Annotated in this window: 17 protein-coding genes and 2 pseudogenes; 12 read left to right on the top strand and 7 right to left on the bottom strand. The window is 38.7% G+C overall.

The features are described from left to right. Nucleotide 1: 1 nt before the first annotated feature. Entirely contained in the window at nt 2–976 is a 975-nt protein-coding gene (locus AC0T5Z_RS09815; protein ID WP_435337577.1) for an IS110 family transposase, read from the top strand. A 56-nt stretch (nt 977–1,032) separates the two neighbouring features. Here the strand turns inward: AC0T5Z_RS09815 and AC0T5Z_RS09810 are convergent. Next, nucleotides 1,033–1,855, bottom strand: a protein-coding gene (locus AC0T5Z_RS09810) for an IS5 family transposase (protein ID WP_099046669.1) whose coding sequence is annotated in 2 segments (ribosomal slippage) — nt 1,033–1,473 and nt 1,475–1,855 — 822 coding nt in all. Because the reading frame shifts where the segments join, the coding sequence is not laid out codon by codon here. A 50-nt stretch (nt 1,856–1,905) separates the two neighbouring features. Between AC0T5Z_RS09810 and AC0T5Z_RS09805 the strand changes: the two are divergent. Beyond that, nucleotides 1,906–2,364 (top strand): annotated as a pseudogene (locus tag AC0T5Z_RS09805) (excalibur calcium-binding domain-containing protein); the annotation flags it as partial. Between the two features lie 38 nt (nt 2,365–2,402). On the opposite strand, the gene gigC reads toward AC0T5Z_RS09805, so the two are convergent. After that, the gene (gigC, locus tag AC0T5Z_RS09800) at nt 2,403–3,284 is read right to left on the bottom strand and encodes a LysR family transcriptional regulator GigC (RefSeq protein ID WP_236162525.1); all 882 of its coding nucleotides are present in this window, start codon (nt 3,282–3,284) and stop codon (nt 2,403–2,405) included. Nucleotides 3,285–3,369: 85 nt separating this feature from the next. Here gigC and AC0T5Z_RS09795 point away from each other — a divergent pair, with 85 nt between their 5' ends. Further along, nucleotides 3,370–4,131, top strand: coding sequence for a ferredoxin--NADP reductase (locus tag AC0T5Z_RS09795; RefSeq protein ID WP_435337726.1), 762 nt, complete (start codon nt 3,370–3,372; stop codon nt 4,129–4,131). An 819-nt stretch (nt 4,132–4,950) separates the two neighbouring features. Here AC0T5Z_RS09795 and AC0T5Z_RS09790 read toward each other — a convergent pair. Next, a complete protein-coding gene (locus tag AC0T5Z_RS09790; RefSeq protein WP_435337725.1) occupies nt 4,951–5,373 on the bottom strand; it encodes a hypothetical protein in 423 nt (140 codons plus the stop codon). A 201-nt stretch (nt 5,374–5,574) separates the two neighbouring features. Here AC0T5Z_RS09790 and AC0T5Z_RS09785 point away from each other — a divergent pair, with 201 nt between their 5' ends. The 4 genes from AC0T5Z_RS09785 (at nt 5,575) to AC0T5Z_RS09770 (ending at nt 8,433) form a co-directional block, all read left to right on the top strand. Next, a complete protein-coding gene (locus AC0T5Z_RS09785; protein WP_435337724.1) occupies nt 5,575–5,853 on the top strand; it encodes a hypothetical protein in 279 nt (92 codons plus the stop codon). Nucleotides 5,854–6,108: 255 nt separating this feature from the next. Further along, nucleotides 6,109–7,830, top strand: a complete 1,722-nt coding sequence (locus AC0T5Z_RS09780) for a mechanosensitive ion channel (protein ID WP_435337723.1) — start codon at nt 6,109–6,111, stop codon at nt 7,828–7,830. Between the two features lie 95 nt (nt 7,831–7,925). Continuing rightward, the gene (locus AC0T5Z_RS09775; RefSeq protein ID WP_435337727.1) at nt 7,926–8,096 is read left to right on the top strand and encodes a hypothetical protein; all 171 of its coding nucleotides are present in this window, start codon (nt 7,926–7,928) and stop codon (nt 8,094–8,096) included. A gap of 169 nt (nt 8,097–8,265) precedes the next feature. Continuing rightward, entirely contained in the window at nt 8,266–8,433 is a 168-nt protein-coding gene (locus AC0T5Z_RS09770) for a hypothetical protein (protein ID WP_171324904.1), read from the top strand. Nucleotides 8,434–8,616: 183 nt separating this feature from the next. On the opposite strand, the gene AC0T5Z_RS09765 is transcribed toward AC0T5Z_RS09770, so the two are convergent. Next, the gene (locus AC0T5Z_RS09765; RefSeq protein WP_435337722.1) at nt 8,617–9,819 is read right to left on the bottom strand and encodes a BaiN/RdsA family NAD(P)/FAD-dependent oxidoreductase; all 1,203 of its coding nucleotides are present in this window, start codon (nt 9,817–9,819) and stop codon (nt 8,617–8,619) included. Between the two features lie 212 nt (nt 9,820–10,031). Between AC0T5Z_RS09765 and AC0T5Z_RS09760 the strand changes: the two are divergent. Next, nucleotides 10,032–10,169 (top strand): annotated as a pseudogene (locus tag AC0T5Z_RS09760) (IS5/IS1182 family transposase); the annotation flags it as partial. Between the two features lie 269 nt (nt 10,170–10,438). Here AC0T5Z_RS09760 and AC0T5Z_RS09755 read toward each other — a convergent pair. Then, entirely contained in the window at nt 10,439–11,311 is an 873-nt protein-coding gene (locus AC0T5Z_RS09755; protein WP_291334769.1) for a 1-aminocyclopropane-1-carboxylate deaminase/D-cysteine desulfhydrase, read from the bottom strand. A 118-nt stretch (nt 11,312–11,429) separates the two neighbouring features. On the opposite strand from AC0T5Z_RS09755, the gene AC0T5Z_RS09750 reads away from it, so the two are divergent. Both AC0T5Z_RS09750 and AC0T5Z_RS09745 read left to right on the top strand, forming a co-directional pair. After that, nucleotides 11,430–11,639 (top strand): NF038215 family lipoprotein, encoded by a 210-nt coding sequence (locus AC0T5Z_RS09750; RefSeq protein WP_291334767.1) that lies wholly within the window; start codon nt 11,430–11,432, stop codon nt 11,637–11,639. Nucleotides 11,640–11,715: 76 nt separating this feature from the next. After that, nucleotides 11,716–12,339, top strand: coding sequence for a LysE family translocator (locus tag AC0T5Z_RS09745; RefSeq protein ID WP_435337721.1), 624 nt, complete (start codon nt 11,716–11,718; stop codon nt 12,337–12,339). A gap of 63 nt (nt 12,340–12,402) precedes the next feature. Here AC0T5Z_RS09745 and AC0T5Z_RS09740 read toward each other — a convergent pair whose 3' ends face one another. Further along, the gene (locus tag AC0T5Z_RS09740; protein WP_435337720.1) at nt 12,403–13,371 is read right to left on the bottom strand and encodes an MBL fold metallo-hydrolase; all 969 of its coding nucleotides are present in this window, start codon (nt 13,369–13,371) and stop codon (nt 12,403–12,405) included. Nucleotides 13,372–13,483: 112 nt separating this feature from the next. Between AC0T5Z_RS09740 and AC0T5Z_RS09735 the strand changes: the two genes are divergently transcribed. Beyond that, nucleotides 13,484–15,346 carry a P-loop NTPase fold protein gene (locus tag AC0T5Z_RS09735; RefSeq protein WP_473786278.1) on the top strand — a complete coding sequence of 621 codons (1,863 nt, stop codon included), beginning with the start codon at nt 13,484–13,486 and terminating at the stop codon, nt 15,344–15,346. An 88-nt stretch (nt 15,347–15,434) separates the two neighbouring features. Here AC0T5Z_RS09735 and metG read toward each other — a convergent pair whose 3' ends face one another. Further along, complete coding sequence (gene metG / locus AC0T5Z_RS09730) at nt 15,435–17,492, bottom strand: methionine--tRNA ligase (RefSeq protein WP_435337809.1); 2,058 nt, start codon at nt 17,490–17,492, stop codon at nt 15,435–15,437. A gap of 276 nt (nt 17,493–17,768) precedes the next feature. Here metG and apbC point away from each other — a divergent pair, with 276 nt between their 5' ends. Beyond that, on the top strand, nt 17,769–19,022 hold the full coding sequence (gene apbC / locus AC0T5Z_RS09725) for an iron-sulfur cluster carrier protein ApbC (RefSeq protein ID WP_435337808.1): 1,254 nt from the start codon (nt 17,769–17,771) through the stop codon (nt 19,020–19,022). The last annotated feature ends 156 nt before the right edge of the window (nt 19,023–19,178 follow it).

Below are 19,178 nucleotides of genomic sequence, written 5' to 3'. Positions count from 1 at the left end.
TATGTTTTATCTTGGTATTGATGTTGCTAAAGCTAAAATTGATTGCTGTTTAATTTTAGAAAATTCTGCAAATAAAAAGAAAACCAAAACTTTTTCAAATACACCAAAAGGTTTTGAGCAACTTCAAATCTGGCTAAACCAGCATGCTGCAACTTCTACGCAGACCATTATCTTAATGGAAGCAACATCTATTTATCATGAACTCTTGGCTAAATATTTATTTGATGAGGGCTATCAAGTCTCTGTAACCAATCCTGCCAGAGCTCGATATTTTGCTCAGAGTATGTCTAAGCTGAATAAAACAGACAAGGTAGATAGTGAGGTTCTAGCTCGATTTGCGATGACTGCCAATCTACATTTTTGGCAACCTTTACCCAAACATATTCAATTGCTGAATGCTTTACTGGATAGAAGAGCTGTTCTTTGTGAAGATTTACAACGTGAAAAGAATCGTTTGGAAAAAGCAGAGTCTACCTTCACGATGGAACCTGTACTTGAGTCTCTCCACAAGAGTATTGAACAGTTAAACCAACATATTCAGGGTATCGACCAACAAATTGATGATCACATTGATCAGAATCCTGATTTAAAAAATGATAAAGAACTGCTCAGCAGTATTCCAGCCATTGCAGATCGAACTAGTTTATTAATGCTCAGTTTCTTGCGCAGTCATACTTTTGAAAGAGCTAGTCAAGCGGCCGCCTTTGTTGGCTTGGTGCCCACTCAAAAGCAGTCAGGTAGCTCCATTCATGGCAGAAGCCATTTATCCAAAGCGGGCTCTTCCAAAATACGTGCCGGTTTATATATGGCAGCCATTGTCGCAACTCGGCATAATCCTCATATTAAAGGGATGAATGAAAGATTATTAGCTAATGGTAAAACCAAAATGATGGCGATTGGAGCTGCAATGAGAAAGTTGGTTCATCTTTGTTATGGTGTACTCAAACACCAACAGCCTTATCAAGCAGATTATTGAGCATGAATTTTCGATAATTTGCTTGACGTTTCAGACGGTATCTCTTGCGAAAGTTTTTATTGCAAGTTCATCCTGTTTACCAATGCAGCGATTAAGTTAATGCGTAAACCGAATCTTTTCCGTCTATTTCGATAGCGTTCACTGAGTATTCTAAATCTTTTCAATTGACTATTAATGTGTTCGATCACAACTCGTATTTTTCCAATCATTTTATTGTACTTTTTCTCAACATCAAATAAGGGTAAATTCTTATTTTTCTTTATTGGCATCAATAATTTAAAGCCATCTTGCTCTAACCCATAGTACCCTAAATCGGTCATAACATAGCCACAATGTTTGAATTTCTTAACTGTTTTTCTTGCCAATTTAATATCATGCTGACTACCAAACGATATATCTACTCCTATGATTTGTTTGCTCTTCGGATGATAGATCACTTGGGCTTTTAGCGTATGTTTCTTCTTTTTACCACTGTAGAACTTACTCTGATTTTTTTTTCGGGCGTTCTATTGAACATTCTGTCGCATCAATAATGACCCAGTTAAACTGTTCGTCTGCTGTGGTAATGTTTCGTTTTGGCAGGGTAAAACGTCTTGATTTCATTAATGCATCTTCAACCTTTTTAATGGTTCGATTCACATTACTTTCAGCGATATGGTAATTTGCCGCCAATTCCAATTGGGTGTTGTAGTTTCGTAAGTAATTGAGTGTTAATAATAATTGATCCTCTATAGCTAAAGTATGAGGACGTCCTAATTTCTTTTTAAGTGATTCTGCTTCTTTTAAAACTTCGACCATTTCAGTAAAAACTGGTCGAGGTACGCCCACCAAGCGCTTGAATTCAGAATCTGAAAAACGGTTTAATTTCTGATATTTCATGAAATCTATATTGATGCAGTTTTTACTTTCGCAAGAGGTCTAATAAAAATATTCCACTAAAAGTGGGAGAAAATCTAAAATTTCGTAAAGTAGAAGAAAATGGCAAGTTCAAAGCAGATAATATCGTCCGTCTAGATATTAAAGTTGCAGTCGAAAGGCATACGCCTCAATCAAGGGCAATTTATACCACAAAGCAGAATCATAAAAGACAGCAGAAGCCTGAAAATAACTCATCCAATTTTGTGACTTATATGGGTATATTGATTATATTCGGCTTGTCTTATGCAGTATTTAATAAGTATCAAGCTTGGCAAAATAGTCAGTCTGAAGCTTTGTCAGTACAAAAAGCAGTAGAGGTTCCAGTGGTCGAACAGAACTTTACTTGTGATGGGCGTGAGCACTGTAGTCAAATGACGTCTTACGAAGAAGCGTTATTCTTTGTAAGAAATTGTCCAAATACTAAAATGGACGGTGATGGTGACGGCATACCATGTGAGAGTCAGTTTTAATTGTTAAAAAAGAGTACCTTGATTGGTACTCCTATAAACTATTTCGCGTCGCAAAACTTCATAAATGCTTTTAAACCCGGTCCTTGGTATTTTTGCCGATGCACCAACATGAATAACGGGCGCGTCAATTGCCAGAAAGGCGTATCTAAAATCACCAATTGACCTTTTTCTAGTAAAGGCTCAATCGCCAATCGTGAAATACACGACACACCAATTCCACCTGCGACAATTTTTAAAATCGCTTCGTTATGACCCAAAGTTAAACGAATATTGGCATCAGGCAGGTCTTTTAAAATTGCATTGTCAAACACTTCACGGGTGCCTGAACCTTCTTCACGTAAAATCCATTCGGCATCTTCAAAATCTGCAATGCTTAAGGAACGGTTTAACTGTGCTAAAGGATGACTTGGTGCACAGCACACAGCAAGTTCATCGTCACGCCAATGAATACATTGCAGTTGTGGTAAGTGACAAGAACCTTCAATCAGTGCTAAATCTAGTTGAAACTGGTTCACAGCTTCAATCATTTGGCGAGTATTGCCCACTTGTAACTGTAAATGTGCTTGTGGTTGAATTTGTAAAAAGTCTGCCATTAAATCAGGCATCAAATAGTCACTGATGGTCAGCGTTGCACCTAAACGCAAATCAATGCTTTGTAGTTCACCTTTAGCAGCTTGCTCAAATGCTTCACAACGCCCCAAAATTTCTAAGGCTTGTGGCAATAAAAAACGACCTAAATCGTTCAGTTGTAGGCGCTTACCCAAACGGTCAAACAGTGGAGCGCCTAAGCCATCTTCCAAATCTGCTAAGGCCATGCTTGCAGCACTTTGGGTGAGCTTAACGGCATCACTGGCTTTGGTTACTGTCCCTTCCTGGGCAACTGCTACAAAAACCGCCAACTGGCGTAAAGTCATGCGCATGAATCAAGCCTTAACATTTAAAAAATATTAATAAATTACCCCGACATGCTAACATGAGCACAGTCTTTCATGCCACGCTCAAATCATGTCAATTGAAAAATTTACTTTAGAAAAAGTGCTTTCGGTTCATCGTTGGACCAACACCTTATTTAGCTTCACCATGACCCGTCCTGCACATTTTAAATTTACCGCAGGGCAGTTTGCACGTATCGGGTTAAAAGTGGATGATGAATTGGTGGTACGTGCTTATTCGGTGGTGTCATCACCATTTGCTGAAACTTTGGAGTTTTTTTCGATTGTTGTGCCAGATGGTGCGTTTACTTCTAACTTGCAGCACCTTCAAGTGGGCGATGAGCTGTACTTGGAAAAAATTCCGTATGGTTTTTTGACTTTGGCGCGTTATCAATTGCCTGCACCACACGATTTATGGTTACTGGCCACAGGTACAGGTCTTGCCCCATTTTTATCCATGCTGCAAGACTTTGAAACATGGAAGAAATATCAACATATTTATTTGGTTTATAGCGTGCGTACCGAAGCCGAATTGGCTTATGTCGATAAAATTCACGAAATTGCCGAAACTTTTGGCGAAGGGCATACAGGCTTTGAGTTTATCCCAATTATCACCCGCGACCCTCAAGCTGCTTTGCATGATCGTTTGCCTGTGTTAATTGCAAATGGTGAACTGGAACAGGTTGCAGGCAGTGTATTTAACCCTGAAACCAGCCATGTGATGTTATGCGGTAACCCTGCCATGGTCGATGACACCAAAGAAGCCTTGAAAGCGCGTGGGTTAAGCATGAATCGCCGCGGGGAAGGCAATATTGCAGTTGAAAATTATTGGTGAGGATGTAATGCAGCTATTTAAATATCCACTGTTTAAATTTATAGCCAGTCTAGGTTTCATGTTTCATATTTATAGTCGCATATACCGTACAGGCTGAAATTCTGGAAAATCAGGTATCTGTGCAAGATCATGTGCTTAATTTAAGATGGGCCACTTAGCTGTCAAACCATTGCACCATCAGTTGAATTAGTTAAACAGTCAGACAAGATTAAAACCTTAACAATCAATAGCCGTGGTGGTGAGATCGGCTTCACATTGATTTGGGTAATTTGGTTTATGATCATCAACTCGATGTACAAGTTGGATAGTATTGCTGTTCTTCTTGTGCCAATTATGTGTTTGCTGTGGGCAAAGTAAAAGATTTAAACTTGCGTAGTCCACTGGGTGGCATGGAAGCAGTTGTCAAACATTGCAATTTGAATGTGCCGAAATGCAGCAAATGTATAACGAATATATTGGCTCAATCTGCGAAAGAAACCGCTATTTTCAGAAAATCAAAGTTCAGCAAAGCTTAACCATTGCAAGTCAAGCACTTGAATTTGAAAAATATAAAGACTGTGTCGGTTGGCGCTATGCACCTAAGAAAATGCGAAGTTTTTGTAACTATCAGATACATTTTAAGCAGTTTTTTGGATGCCTAAATCAAGTTTAAAAAATTATGTATTTTCACAATTCGCTAAAAATTAGGTGTTGATGTAACTTTCATCATCCAGATAAAAACCTCAACTACAACATTGCAGATGAGGTTTTTGCTTTGTACGATTCCAGTTTGAAAACAGCTTTTGAGGGCAATGCTTGAAAGTGATTTTTTGAAAGAGATTAGTGTACAAACATATCCATATATTCACGGATTTCCTGAATCGCGCTATCGACATCACTACTCAGCCAAGTCGGTTCGAAAAAGCCTGCATAATGTTCTAAGCGTTCTTGAGGAACCACCAAACGCACAGGGCATTCTTCTTCAATTAAGCGCCACGGCAAAATTGGCACTTCATTATCCAAAAATGCAGCAATGTTGCGAATATCAATGATCATGGCATTTACACAATCTGGAAATGGCATGACTGAAAATTCTTCGGTACGACGACGAAAATATTCTAAATCGCTCCAGTTAAGCAGATAGCTTGGCTTGCTAAATTCAATAATACCAATTAGATGCCCATCACGAGTATAGTGCAAGGCACATTGATGAGTGACGTCAGTGTCAAGATCAAGCGATACACTTTGTTGACGATACGCCATAAAATTCAAAGTACACAAAAAAACGGTATGTGATTATAGCGCATTTCTCTGTGAGAGGCAGCTTTGTCCACAAGAGGAAGAATTGGTGTCATTTAAGGCTTATTACATCTTTTCACCATCTTGCTATGTATTTTCACACAATCAGCATGAGGAGCTTGTTAGTATAAAAATTCATCAGATAAATACATAAGTGAGGGGAACATGCCACATGATTTGAATAAACCACCTCATGTAAACTCAGCTGAAGACATCAAGCGTAAAAAACGTATTCCCGTCTATATGCTTCTACTGGTGGGTATTTTTTTATTGGCATTGTTGGTTTACATGTTGGCGGATCGCAAACCGAGTCCAAATGAAGCGCCTCCTGGACATCCTAATCCAACCGTACAACAAGCAACGCCAAATAGCACGACTACGGGCACAGCTGGAGATGAAGCACGTGCGGATGACAGCAATACTGCAACAGCAACAGATCGGTAGTTATGCCTAGACCTAAGAAAATCATATGTTATAAATTGAGCCTTGCCTAGTTGCAGGGCTTTTTTGTGGATTTTCGCAAGGTTTATTATCCCTCCTTTGTAGAATTGTTGCGATTCTGCATCCTAAGATTGAATAAGAAATATACAAATTCTATGGTGGATAGAACTTTACACAATAATTTGAATCGATAAAAAGCAGTTTTGCGCTGAAGTGCAAAACTAAAAATGAATCTAATCACCATGAGGATTAAACAAGATGAATGATTATTTTAATGGGAACCTACATGGTAGAGGTTTTGATGCCATGTATTATTGGGAGCAATTTCAACCCATTTTAGCTGCAGTCGCAATTTTACTTGTCGGGTGGGTGATTGCATTATTGGTTGCGGGTGGAATTAAAAAGGTTCTACAAAAATTAGGCACCGATCAAAAGTTATCAAATGCAACGGGGCATCGTTCAAATATTGAAGTGATTGTGTCACGGGTCGTATTTTGGGTGATTTTAATTATTGCAGTCATTGGTGCGCTGAATGTGTTGAATCTGACCAGTGTCAGTGGGCCATTCAGTAATATGATTCAGCAGTTTTTACTGTTTATTCCTTCTTTACTTGCGGCTGTAGCCGTCGGTTTTATCGGCTGGATTTTGGCAAATTTGGTCAAAGTGGGGATACAAAAACTGTTGGGACGTACCCAATTGGATGAAAAACTCAGCGACGATGTGGGTGTGAGTGGCTTTAGTCAAAATATCAGTGAAATTGTTTATTGGCTGATTTTATTGCTGTTCTTGCCAATTGTGCTGTCAATTTTAGGCTTAAACGGTCTGTTGTTCCCTGTGCAAAACATGGTGAATGAAGTTGTGCTGTATTTACCGAACATCTTCATTGCAGGCGTGATTGTTTTTGTCGGATACATTCTGGCAAAAATTGTTCGTGGCATTGTCGAAGGTTTATTAGGCAGCCTGAATATTCAACAGCATGCTGAAAAAGTTGGCATTTTTAAAAATTCAAATTTACCTAAATTACTCGGTTCGTTTGTTTTCGCCTTGGTGATCATCACCGCCTTGATTATTGGTTTTGAGGCACTTGGAATTGAAGCCATTTCGCAGCCTGCGACAGCCATGCTGTATGAAATTATGAATGCGATCCCGCATATTATTGCGGCAGGTCTGATTCTTATTTTGGCTTATGTGGTGTCACGCTTTGTCGCCAATATTGTGGTGGAAGTGGTTGCAGGCACAGGAGTCGATGATATTCCTGCCAAACTCGACTTACAGCGCTTTTTAGGTACGACTAAAATTTCATGTGTAGTCGGTTATCTGATTGTATTCTTTACCATGCTATTTGCGGTATCTGAAGCGGCGAACCGTTTGGGCTTTGATCAAGTCAGCGGCTTGATTGCCATGTTTATCCAGTTTGGTGCAGATATCCTGTTGGGTGCTGTCATTTTGGTGGTGGGTTTCTGGCTCGCGAATTTGGTCGCCAAAGTGGTACAGCGCGGTGAATATAACAGCTCACGTTGGTTGGCAAACTTAGTCCGTATTTTAATTATGGGTTTGGTGGTAGCCATGGGCTTACGCGCGATGGATATTGCCGACTCGATTGTGAACTTGGCCTTTGGTTTAACTCTCGGTTCTGTTGCAGTGGCTTTCGCACTTGCCTTTGGTTTAGGTGGTCGTCAACCTGCAGAGCGTGTGTTAACTGATTTGATTGATAAAGCTAAACGTGAGGCAAATCAACCGAATCCTTTGCACAAGACAGAAACGGCAACGTCAGCATCAAGTGTGATGACACCTATTGTATCTGAGCAGCCGCAAGCGTCTGTAAGTGATGTGACTACAACACCTGAAGCGGCAACTGATCATGCAGTGCCAGATACCTTAAAGGTTGATCCTGAACATCCACCAGTCAACAACCCATTTGGTTCGACAGGTGAGGCTGAACCTGATGTCGATGAACATCCAAAAAATGACCCGAAATAACCTATTCAAATTTTGATTTGAATCGCTAAGATGATCGACCAATCACCGTATTGGTCGATTTCTTTTCGGTATTCATTAAAAAAGAGGAAACGATAATATCCAAATCAGCACCCAATAAGTTTTTTGCTCCAATCGTGATTGCTGGTATCACTATCGGCTTTTTTGTTGCAGCTTATAAGTTTGTCTTTGCTAAGCCAGCAGCAACAGAAAAATCAACTGAAAATATTGAAAAAAGTTATCTAAAAGAGGATAGACCAAGCTCTTAAATTATGTTAAAAATTAATCAACTTTGACAGGAATGAGTCAAAGACTGATTTTGGATAATCAGATCAATAGCTTGGAAGGCTTAATGAACGTTTAAAGGGAAAATAAAAATCTTTGGTTTTAACCAAGCTGAAATATTTGAGTCTTAAAATTCGCGCAAGGATGACAATAATGAGAGAAATCAATATGCTAAATAAACTCCGTATCAGTTTAAAAGTTCAAGTGGTAAATTCGTTACCTATGCATCAGCAAAGTGCAGTCCTCAAAATGCAGCAAACTGAATCACGTTTGGCAAACACGCCAAAATTGGTATTATTTCGTACCGATTATTTAGAATAAAATAATAGGATTCACGTATTGCTCAGTTTTATAGTGCGTGATGCTGTTCATTAAAGAAAAAGCCAGTTTAGAAAAACTGGCTTTTGTTATTTCAAAATTTGATTCGCAACATCAATATTGATTCATTTTGACTCGAAGCATTGCTATCACATGCTTTAATTGAATGTTTCATATAAAAGCTGCTTAAACATACTGCGATGCTGCATGTGCAGATGACCATGCCCATTGAAAGTTATAGCCACCTAAATGTCCCGTCACATCTAAAACTTCACCAACAAAATACAAGCCTTTTTGTTTTTTACTTTCCATGGTTTTAGAGGAAACTTCTTGGGTATCCACTCCGCCTAAAGTAACTTCGGCAGTACGATAACCCTCTGTACCCGATGGTTTAACTTCAAAGTCATTTAAACGTGCTGCAATCTGTTCTAGCTTTTCATCACTGATATTGCCAATTGCCGTTTCAGAGAGTGCAGGCCAAATCAGTTGCTGTAATTCAGCCACTACACTTTTTGGCAGATGCTCGCTGAGTAAGGTGCGCAGTAAAACTTTAGGACTGCTTTGCTTTTTATTTTTAAAAAAGTCATAGAGTTCTAAGTAAGGTAAAAAGTTAATTTTAAAACTTTGTCCGACATCCCAATAATTAGAAAGCTGTAAGGCACTCGGCCCACTCAAACCGCGATGGGTGAATAGCAATGCTTCGGTAAAACTAGTCAATGAATTTGATAAAGTCGCATCCACCGCATTACCGCTTAAACGTGTAGTGACTTCTTTAAAGCTGTCTGAGAAGGTAAAAGGCACTAAACCTGCACGGGTCGGGTAAACACGATGACCAAATTGTTTGGCAATTTCATAGCCAATTCCAGAGCCACCTAAAGTTGGAATAGATAAACCGCCAGTTGCTACGACCACAGCGCTTGCTTGGAAATAACCCAAAGTCGTTGCAATTTGAAAACCTTGATCATCTACCGCATTCACGGCTTTGACTTCACAATTGGTTTGAATATCGACCAATTTGGTTTTTTCACATTCGGCTAAGAGCATGGCTAAAATTTCTTTAGCGCCGTTTAAAGTGAATAATTGTCCGTGTTTGCGTTCTTCATATTCAATGCCGTATTCGCAGACTAAACCAATAAAATCCCAATTGGTATAACGGGTGAGTGCAGAAATGACAAAGTGTGGATTATGTGAAATATAATGGTTTGGCTCGACTTCTAAGTTGGTAAAGTTACATTTACCACCACCCGACATCAGAATTTTTTTGCCCACTTTATTGGCTTTTTCTAACACCAATACTTTACGACCACGTTGTGCTGCCATATAAGCAGTCATCAGCCCCGATGCACCCGCACCTAATACCAAAACATCATATTGATTTGCAGTTGCCATGTTGCACCGAGAGAAATGAGAAAGCGCATTATTATAGACTTTATCGTTTGTCGTTGCCGTTTTTTTGCATTTGAATTGTGGTTGATATGCCTATCTTTTCAATAAAACTATGAAGTGTTTATCATAAAAATAGATCATTGCTGTGATGCACTCACTTCGGCTTTGTTGCATAAACCTATGTGTAAAGGCTTTTTCAGCAGTATAATTTTCAAATGAAGAAGCCTACACACAAAATCTACCGCACAACTCATTAGTCTTTATATAACCGAGCACTCGTTAATCGCGGAAATATGGCTATGTGGTTCGATCCAACTACGCAATGGTATGCTCCATCAAAAGGCAAACAAAGATGAAATCAAATCTACTCCGACGAAGCCATCCAAGGCTGCTTAATGATTAAATCCTTGAAGTTGGGTTGAAACTAAGATGCATTGCATCAAATGATGAGGAGATAAACTCAGTGCAAGGCGTTTTGATCGCCAAGTCAAAGAGATTCATGCACGTGTATCAGTCCTCTACAGATGTACGCAATTAGGTCTGAATTTACCCAAATTGCGCTTAAATTTGCTGATTTGTGGCGCTTTGCCTTTCAAATCTTTATGCAACAAAGTCTGTTGAATTAGGCAGATGCAATATGCCTGCCTTGTAAACCACCACTATGAATGAGCAAAATATGTTCGCCTGTATTGAACTCGCCTCGTTGTATCATGTGACTTAATCCAAACAGCATTTTTCCTGTATAAATTTGCTCGAGTGGAATTGCATGTTCTTTTTCAAACGCTCGAATAAAGGCTAGTAATTCAGGTGTGGTTTTGGCATAACCGCCACAGCAAAACTCATCAGTGATTTGCCAATTTCTTTTCATGGTCAGTTGTTTAACATCCTGCGTTAAAAAATCTCCCTTTAATGCAGAAAAACCCAAAATCTGTTGATGTGGATGACTCGCTTCAATCAAACCTGTAAGTGTGCCACCTGTACCAACGGCACAACAAATCAGATCAAACTGATGCAAATCATCGGCACTTAAAATTTCCTGACAGCCCTGAATTGCCAATGCGTTAGTACCACCTTCAGGAAGAATATAAGCATCGGGATATTCATGCTGCAAATCCTGTAAAAACTCGGGACTGCTTTTCTGACGATACATTTCACGTGAAACAAATTGAAATTGCATGCCCATCTCATGGGCTAAAGCCAAAGTTGAGTTCAAAGGGCGTTGTGCCAACTCTTCACCACGGATGATTGCGGTACTTTTCCAACCAAACAACTGAGCGGCAAAAGCGGTTGCAGCAATATGATTTGAATATGCGCCGCCAAAAGTCAGAACGTGTTGATAACCCTGCGCTTGGGCAGCTAAAAAATTATATTTTAGTTTGTAAAACTTATTGCCCGAAATATTAGGATGCACTAAATCGAGGCGTTTAATCCACAGCTCACGACCATAAAAATCAATACGTTGTAATGGAATTTCTTGCGCGATGGTATCGAACATACAGATCAGCAATAAGATTAATAACATAATTATAAAGGGCACGGTAACAAACACAATGAATTTACGTGCTGAATGAATGCTATGCTCGAACGATAAATATAAGAACAGGAGAAAAAACATGTCATTCTTTTCTCATCAATGGTGTTGTTTATTTTTGCTTAGTGTGATTCTGGGTTTATGTGCATGTGATGCCGCAAGTGTGCAAGAAACACAAACGCAAAGCTCAAACAAAATAGAAACTCGCGGCGTGATTATGGTGGGCATGCCTGTACATGAACATCACTATCAATTGGTTACGACATCTAGTAGGAAAATGAGCCATAAATAATTTGACCAAATAGTACAACCATGGAAATAAAAACCGTAAAATAGCTAAATTGATTTTGTTGTGTTAGGTGTTGGTTTTGGAATCCTTGCTTATATTAGGTTCAATTGCGATGGCATTAATGCTAGGCGCAATGAGTCCTGGCCCCACCTTTATTTATGTGGCAAAAAATTCGATAGCCATTTCGCGTAAGCATGGTTTATATACGGCCTTAGGCACAGGTACGGGTGCCGCAATTTTTGGTTTATTGGCGGTGATGGGGTTGCAGGCTATTTTATTGGCTGTGCCTTCTGCATATTTGCTGCTTAAAATTTGTGGTGGTTTATATCTGTTATTTTTGGCTTATAAAATTGTGAAGCATGCCAAAGCGCCTATTCAAACCAATCTTGTAGATGGGCCGAAAATGTCATTGCGCCGCGCGTTTACCACAGGTTTAATTACGCAGTTATCAAATCCTAAGATTGCAATTGTCTTGGCGAGTATTTTTACAGCTTTGTTGCCTAAAGAAATTCCGAACTTTTTTTATGTGGTGTTGCCAATTCTGTGTTTTTTTATTGATGCAGGTTGGTGCTCATTGGTTGCAGTGGCTTTGTCTGCAGAAAAACCGCGTCAGGCTTATATTAAGTTTAAGGCTATTTTTGACCGTGCAGCAGGGGCAGTAATGACAGTATTGGGCTTAAAGTTAATTTTTGGGATGAAGTGAGTAATATATGTATAGTGCCTTCATTCAAACCTTCTCCTAAATGGAGAAGGTTTTATAGAATCATTAATCTTTAAAATGAATTGGCATCCATTTATAGCTCTTTCCATCCTGAGAATAGATATGACCGATCCCTGGGAAGGGTAAATGCGGCGCTGCAATAGTCTGACCTTGCTTCGCATATTCGGCAAAATGTTTTAAACGGGTTTGTACCGCAGCTTTAGGATCAACATCGAATTCGATTGCTGTTTCAGGTTTGTCGAATTGCAATGAATGTGAATGTACGATGTCACCGATAAAAACGATTTCCTGATCTGCGACTTTCAGCTTAAAGCTGTAATGTCCGGGAGTATGACCAAAGGATGGCTTAAATTCGATTCCACCCAATGCCAATGATTTGTCCGAGAATACCTTCACTTTTTTGGCTTTTTCATACGGCGCTAAAGCCGCTTTAATTTTTTCAACTGTGCTTAAGAAGCCTGCCTGTTTGTCTTTTGGCAGTTTCTTCACTGTCTTGGGATTCAGCCAGAAATCGTATTCTATTTTTGAAATATGCAAAGTGGCATTTGGATAATGCGCTACGCCGTTATTGGAAATACCGCAAACATGGTCAGGGTGTAAGTGGGTGAGGAAGATGTCATTTACTTGTGTAGGTTTGTAGCCCGAGGCTTTTAGGTTGTTATAGATTGAACCCAGATGTTCGCCAAAGCAGCTGGCTGCACCGCTGTCGACCATGAGCAATTGCTTGCCTGTATTGATGAGAAAGGCATTGACTGAAGTTTGAACGCCTTTGTCATTTTTAGCAGCATATTTTTTTAGGATGTCGCTTTTTTCGCTTTCGCTTATGCCTTTAAACATGGATGGGTTGAGGTAGTTTGTGCCATCGAGTAGGGCGGTGATTTGGGTATTGCCGAATTGGTGATGGTAGTAGCCCGCGACCTGTTTTTGTTGGGGAATGGTTGGTTCAGCGGCTTGGGTGGTGAGGGCTGCGGTGCTTAGGCTTAGAGCGAGAAGGATGGGATTTAAAGTTTTCATAGGTTCTTATTGATTTTAAGAAGATGGATTATTTTTAGCATGTTGTGAAATATTTTTCATTGAGTTTTAATTCAACCAATTCATTCTAATTAAAAAGAGTAAACCAAAGAGTATGTCTACTTATATTTCAGAGCCTAATAAACATATCGAAGATTACTTAGACTATTACTTCGATGGGAAAAAGAATTTCGAATATGCTGTGTTATTGAACGGAGCATGGGGAAGTGGGAAGACATGGTTTGTAAAGCAATATCTAGAAAAGAAAGAAGATCAGGGAAAAAAGATTTGTTATGTAAGCTTAAATGGAATTACTAAAACTTCTTTGATTGATGAGGCAATTTTTAAAAGTATTCATCCAATACTGAGTAGTAAAGGTGCAAAATTAGCAGGTCAAATTTTAAAAGGGACACTGAAGGCAACAATCAAAATTGATCTAGATGGTGATGGTAAATCAGATGGAAGTACTTCAAGCGGTATACCAAATATTTCGTTGCCAGATTATTTAAAAATTGATGATAAATTCATTCTTGTTTTTGATGATTTAGAACGCTGTGAGTTAAAAAAAGAAGAAACTTTGGGCTACATTAACTATTTCGTAGAGCAAGAAGGGATTAAGACACTCATTGTGTCAAATGAAGAAGAAATTCAAGATAATGAAGAATATGCTAGAAAAAAAGAAAAACTTATAGGGGCAACATTTAGCTATATCGAAGATCAAAATTTAGCTATTAAAAGTATTTTAGATGAAATTTCAGAAGTAGATTTAAAAAGTATTCTTAATTCAGAAATTGAACTGATTACGCAAACATTTAATCAAGTAGGCTATAAAAATTTAAGAGCCTTTAAGCAAACTATTTTCGATTTTGAACGGTTCTATAAAAGGAAATATTTTGAAGATAAGGATGATAGCTTTGATTCTGAGATTTTTAAGAAAGTTTTAAGGGCTTTTTTGATTCTTTCATTAGAGAATAAGAAAGGAAGATTTGATAAAGAAGTTTTAAATTTTAAATCTGATTTAAATGAGGAAAATTCTAAAAAGCCTGTGGATAAAATTGTAGAATCAATATCAGGCTTTGTGGGAGAAAAGGCTCAAGAATTTAAAAAGAAATATCAAATGAATCTTGCAGAGTATATGTTTTCAAAAGATTTATGGGATCAAATTCTCAACAAAAATATTATCAATGATTCCTTAATAAGTAATGAGTTATATCAGATTTATTTCCGTTTAAAGGAAGAACCACCTACTTGGTTTAAACTTTGGCACTATTTAGACTTGGAGCAAAAAGAATTTGAAGAACTAGTCAAAGAAGCAAAATTAACTATTGAAAATCAAAACTTAACTAATGTTACGGATATTCTTCATACTGTTAGTATGTTGGTATATTTCAAAGAAAAAAGTCTCATTTTCTTTTCAATTGAAAATCTATTAGTGTTAGCAATTAATCAATACAAAAAAATTGTAAATTTACAGGAAAATATTAAGAAATTTGGTTACTTTGATATTTGTGATGAGTCTGGTGGATATGGATTGTATGCTAGAGAACTTCCAATTTTTCAGAAATTTCTAAAAGATATTGCTCAAGCATATGAAGATAAATATATTGAAAAAAATGAAGAAAGAGGAAAACTATTATTAACATTAATGGAAAATGATAGTTATGAGTTTTACCAACAAATTACGAATAAATTTTACGATTATCCGATCTTAAATGCATTAGAACCTGAAGATTTTATAAATCAACTTTGTAAAATTAACTATAGATGTGCTATGTCTGCGATAGATGGATTAAAATCACGCTATACAGCACATCCCCAAGCTAAAATTTATTTACAGGAAGAAAAATGGTTTGAAAGAGTTATTGAAGTAATAAATGAAAAACTAGCTCAGCCTATAACTATTTTGGAAAAGCATAAGTTACAAGATAAATTTTTGCCTAACTTAACGGAAATTAAGAATACCGCATACAAAGGTTAAATCGTTCTTGCATGGAAAAATTAATAAATTAAAAGCCACAAAAAAGCCTCTACTTTGTAGAGGCTTCTATCATCTTAACTTCTTAAAATTAAGAGACTTTATCACCCGGTTTAGCACCAGTTTCAGGTGAAATGACCCAAACGCCGTCACCATTACCCGCAGCGAGTACCATCCCGTTAGAAATACCAAAACGCATTTTACGTGGTGCAAGGTTGGCCACCATCACCACCAATTTGCCTTTTAAGTCTTCAGGCTTATAGAACTCACGAATACCACTAAATACATTGCGTGGTTCAGCTTCACCGACATTTAAGGTCAATTGAAGCAGTTTGTCAGAACCTTCAACGGTAGTAGCTTCTAAAACTTCTGCGACACGTAAATCAATTTTGACAAAGTCATCAATCGTGATAATTTCCGCTTCACCCACTTTAGGTTCAGCTTTTTTCTCTTTGGCTTTTTCTTTTTTCTTTTCCACTTTTGGTGCTTCAGTAGGTGAGGCTAAAGAATCTTTAGATGCATCCACCATTGCAGCTACCGCTTTCGGGTCTACACGTTGCATGAGGGGTTGGAACAATGCAATTTCATGTGCAACCAAAATTTGCTGACGAGATTCAAAGTTAAAGCTGTCTAATTGCAAGAAGGCTTGAACTTCTTCAGCCAATGTCGGCAGTACAGGCGCCAGATAAATTGCCAATTGTCGGAATAGGTTAATCCCTACAGAACATACGTCATGAACTTGCTGTTCTTCGCCTTCAATTTTGGCTAAAGCCCAAGGTTTTTTCTCATCAATATATTGGTTGGCGCGGTCTGCAAGTGCCATAATTTCACGAATGGCTGCAGAGAATTCACGCTCTTCATAGGCTTTGGCAATCGAGTCACCTGCAGCAATAAAGCTTTGTACTAACTCAGGTTCAGCACAGTTTGCACTTAATTTGTTATCAAATTTGCTGTTGATGAATTTCGCACAACGGCTGGCAATATTCACCACTTTACCCACAAGGTCAGAGTTTACTTTCTGCACAAAATCATCCAGATTTAAGTCAGAGTCTTCAACTTTGTCAGACAGTTTTGATGCAAAGTAATAACGTAAATATTCAGGGTTTAAATGCTGTAAGTATGTTTCTGCCTTAATGAATGTGCCACGAGATTTCGACATTTTTTGACCATTTACAGTCAAGAAACCATTTACAAATAAACCTGTAGGTGTGCGATAACCTGCGCCATTCAACATTGCAGGCCAGAACAAGGCGTGGAAATATACGATGTCTTTACCAATGAAGTGATAGACTTCTTTGTCTGAATCTTTTTTCCAGTAATCGTCAAAATTTAGGTCAGGGCGTTTGGTGTTCACGTAGTTTTCAAAACTCGACATATAACCAATTGGCGCATCAACCCAGACATAAAAATATTTATTTGGTGCATCTGGAATTTCAAAACCAAAATATGGCGCATCACGTGAAATATCCCAGTCATTCAAACCATTTTCAAACCATTCATCCAATTTGTTGGCAATTGAAACTGGCAAACGACCTTCATCACGCGTCCATTTTTGTAAGTATTCGCCAAAATTAGGCAATTTAAAAAAATAATGATCTGATGATTTTTCTACAGGTGTTGCACCGCTTAAAGTCGATTTTGGATTAATCAGCTCAGTCGCGTTATAGGTAGTGCCGCAAACTTCGCAAGAGTCGCCGTATTGATCTTCCGCTTTACATTTTGGGCAAGTGCCTTTGATAAAACGATCCGATAAGAACATGCCTTTTTCAGGATCAAATAATTGCGTAACAGGACGCACGGCAATATTGCCTGCATCACGGTTTTTGACATAAATTTCACTGGCACGTGCGCGGTTGGTGTCGCTATGCGTTGAATCATAATGATCAAAATGCACGCCAAAACCGTCAAAATCACGAATGTGTTCTTGTTGCACATTCGCAATTTGCTGTTCAGGACTAATTCCATTGGCTTCGGCACGCAGCATGATTGCTGTACCATGCGCATCATCCGCACAGACATAAGTCACATCATGTCCCATTGCACGCATGGCGCGAACCCAGATATCTGCCTGGATATAACCGAGTAAGTGACCCATATGGATCGGACCATTGGCGTATGGTAGGGCGTTAGTGACTAAAATTTGACGCACGGATATAACTCTCTAATAGGGATGATGCAATTCGGGCAATTTTACCTTAGATAGCACATAGATGCACAAGGGATTCCATGAATTCTTTTCAAATCCGGCTAGAAGGCTAAACACAATATCGAAACAAGCTCTTGGTCTGTATTTGAAGATAAATCATGTCAAAAACCAAGCAATACACTCAGAATTAAGTATTTCATTGATAGCCCGACTTAACCTTAGACTGAATTATCGTTACACTATCAAAATCGCGGTATTTCCAAACTTTGGAGTAAATCTATGTCTTGGCTTTCTTCACTTAAATCGGTTTTTTCACCTTCGCATACGGTGAATGAGGAAGCTATTCAGCACGTGCTACAAAGTTATGTATTGCCTGAATCTGAACATGCTTTAAAAGATCGTATTTCTCAAGTGAATGTGCAAGGTGACATCCTGCAAATCACCATCAATACTTATCCTGAAGAAAAACAACATTTACAACAAATTCATGATGAGTTGGCAGATGCTTTAGAAAAATGCGGCATTAAAGAATTGAATATGCATGTGATTCAGCAGAAAACTGGACAAAAAAAAGAAAGTTGTGGGCATCAACATGCTGAAGGTGAAAGCTGCGCAACATCGACCACACAGACTGCTGCATCTCATTTACCCCCCGTGATAGATGCTGCAGGTCAAAGTTCAATGCAAGAAGTCGATCCGAATAATCCACCGATTCAAAAAGCTGCGCCACAACAACGTGATGTGCCGAAACATCCGCGTATTCAAAACGTAATTTTGGTGTCATCGGGCAAAGGCGGGGTTGGAAAATCCACCACTACGGTAAATTTGGCTTTGGCATTACAAAAGCTTGGCTTAAAAGTTGGTGTATTAGATGCCGATATTTATGGTCCTAGTATTCCGACCATGCTCGGCAATGCAGGTAAAACCCCAATGATTGAAGCTGAGCAGTTTGTACCGTTGGATGCTTTTGGGATGCCTGTGTTATCCATCGGGCATTTAACGGGTGACCACAACACACCTGTGGCGTGGCGTGGACCAAAAGCCACAGGTGCATTAATGCAGCTCTTTAATCAAACCTTATGGCCAGATTTAGATGTATTGATGATTGATATGCCGCCAGGAACCGGGGATATTCAATTGACACTTGCACAGCGTATTCCTGTAACGGGAGCAGTAATTGTAACCACACCACAAAATGTCGCTTTAATGGATGCTGTCAAAGGCATAGAGTTGTTTAATCGTGTGCAAATTCCTGTCATGGGGGTAATTGAGAATATGTCGACGCATATCTGCTCAAACTGTGGCTACGAAGAACAAATTTTTGGTCAGGGCGGCGGCGATAAACTGGCAGAACAATATGACATTCCGCTGCTTGGGCGTTTACCCTTAAATGTCAGTATTCGTGAAAATGTCGATGCAGGTACGCCGTCAGTGATTGCAGGCGATGATGCTGCCGATAGTTACATTGCGATTGCTCAGAAAATCGCAAAAAAACTGCCTAAAGCTGAAAAAGATCAGAATCGTATTTTCTAAACAGTCATCTCTGCTTTGAATGATCGAGGTTGCAGTGATTCAGTTATCGCCCTTCAAATTTTGAGTGATTCATCTTTAAAAGCTAAGTCACAATATTTTGAATATTTGGCTCACTTCGGTGAGCTATTTTTTTTGATTAAAAAATACACAAGCATC

Source organism: Acinetobacter pengchengensis (assembly GCF_982235305.1).
This window is presented reverse-complemented; position numbering and strand designations above follow the sequence as displayed.

What these genes read in the sequence shown, in the direction of transcription:
- AC0T5Z_RS09780 (WP_435337723.1), top strand. Translation starts at nt 6,109, where the DNA reads ATGAATGATTATTTTAATGGGAACCTACATGGTAGAGGTTTTGATGCC.
- AC0T5Z_RS09740 (WP_435337720.1), bottom strand. Translation starts at nt 13,371, where the DNA reads ATGAAAACTTTAAATCCCATCCTTCTCGCTCTAAGCCTAAGCACCGCA.
- apbC (WP_435337808.1), top strand. Translation starts at nt 17,769, where the DNA reads ATGTCTTGGCTTTCTTCACTTAAATCGGTTTTTTCACCTTCGCATACG.
- AC0T5Z_RS09770 (WP_171324904.1), top strand. Translation starts at nt 8,266, where the DNA reads ATGAGAGAAATCAATATGCTAAATAAACTCCGTATCAGTTTAAAAGTT.
- AC0T5Z_RS09815 (WP_435337577.1), top strand. Translation starts at nt 2, where the DNA reads ATGTTTTATCTTGGTATTGATGTTGCTAAAGCTAAAATTGATTGCTGT.
- gigC (WP_236162525.1), bottom strand. Translation starts at nt 3,284, where the DNA reads ATGCGCATGACTTTACGCCAGTTGGCGGTTTTTGTAGCAGTTGCCCAG.
- AC0T5Z_RS09765 (WP_435337722.1), bottom strand. Translation starts at nt 9,819, where the DNA reads ATGGCAACTGCAAATCAATATGATGTTTTGGTATTAGGTGCGGGTGCA.
- AC0T5Z_RS09755 (WP_291334769.1), bottom strand. Translation starts at nt 11,311, where the DNA reads ATGTTCGATACCATCGCGCAAGAAATTCCATTACAACGTATTGATTTT.
- AC0T5Z_RS09785 (WP_435337724.1), top strand. Translation starts at nt 5,575, where the DNA reads ATGCCACATGATTTGAATAAACCACCTCATGTAAACTCAGCTGAAGAC.
- AC0T5Z_RS09735 (WP_473786278.1), top strand. Translation starts at nt 13,484, where the DNA reads ATGTCTACTTATATTTCAGAGCCTAATAAACATATCGAAGATTACTTA.
- AC0T5Z_RS09795 (WP_435337726.1), top strand. Translation starts at nt 3,370, where the DNA reads ATGTCAATTGAAAAATTTACTTTAGAAAAAGTGCTTTCGGTTCATCGT.
- AC0T5Z_RS09750 (WP_291334767.1), top strand. Translation starts at nt 11,430, where the DNA reads ATGTCATTCTTTTCTCATCAATGGTGTTGTTTATTTTTGCTTAGTGTG.
- AC0T5Z_RS09790 (WP_435337725.1), bottom strand. Translation starts at nt 5,373, where the DNA reads ATGGCGTATCGTCAACAAAGTGTATCGCTTGATCTTGACACTGACGTC.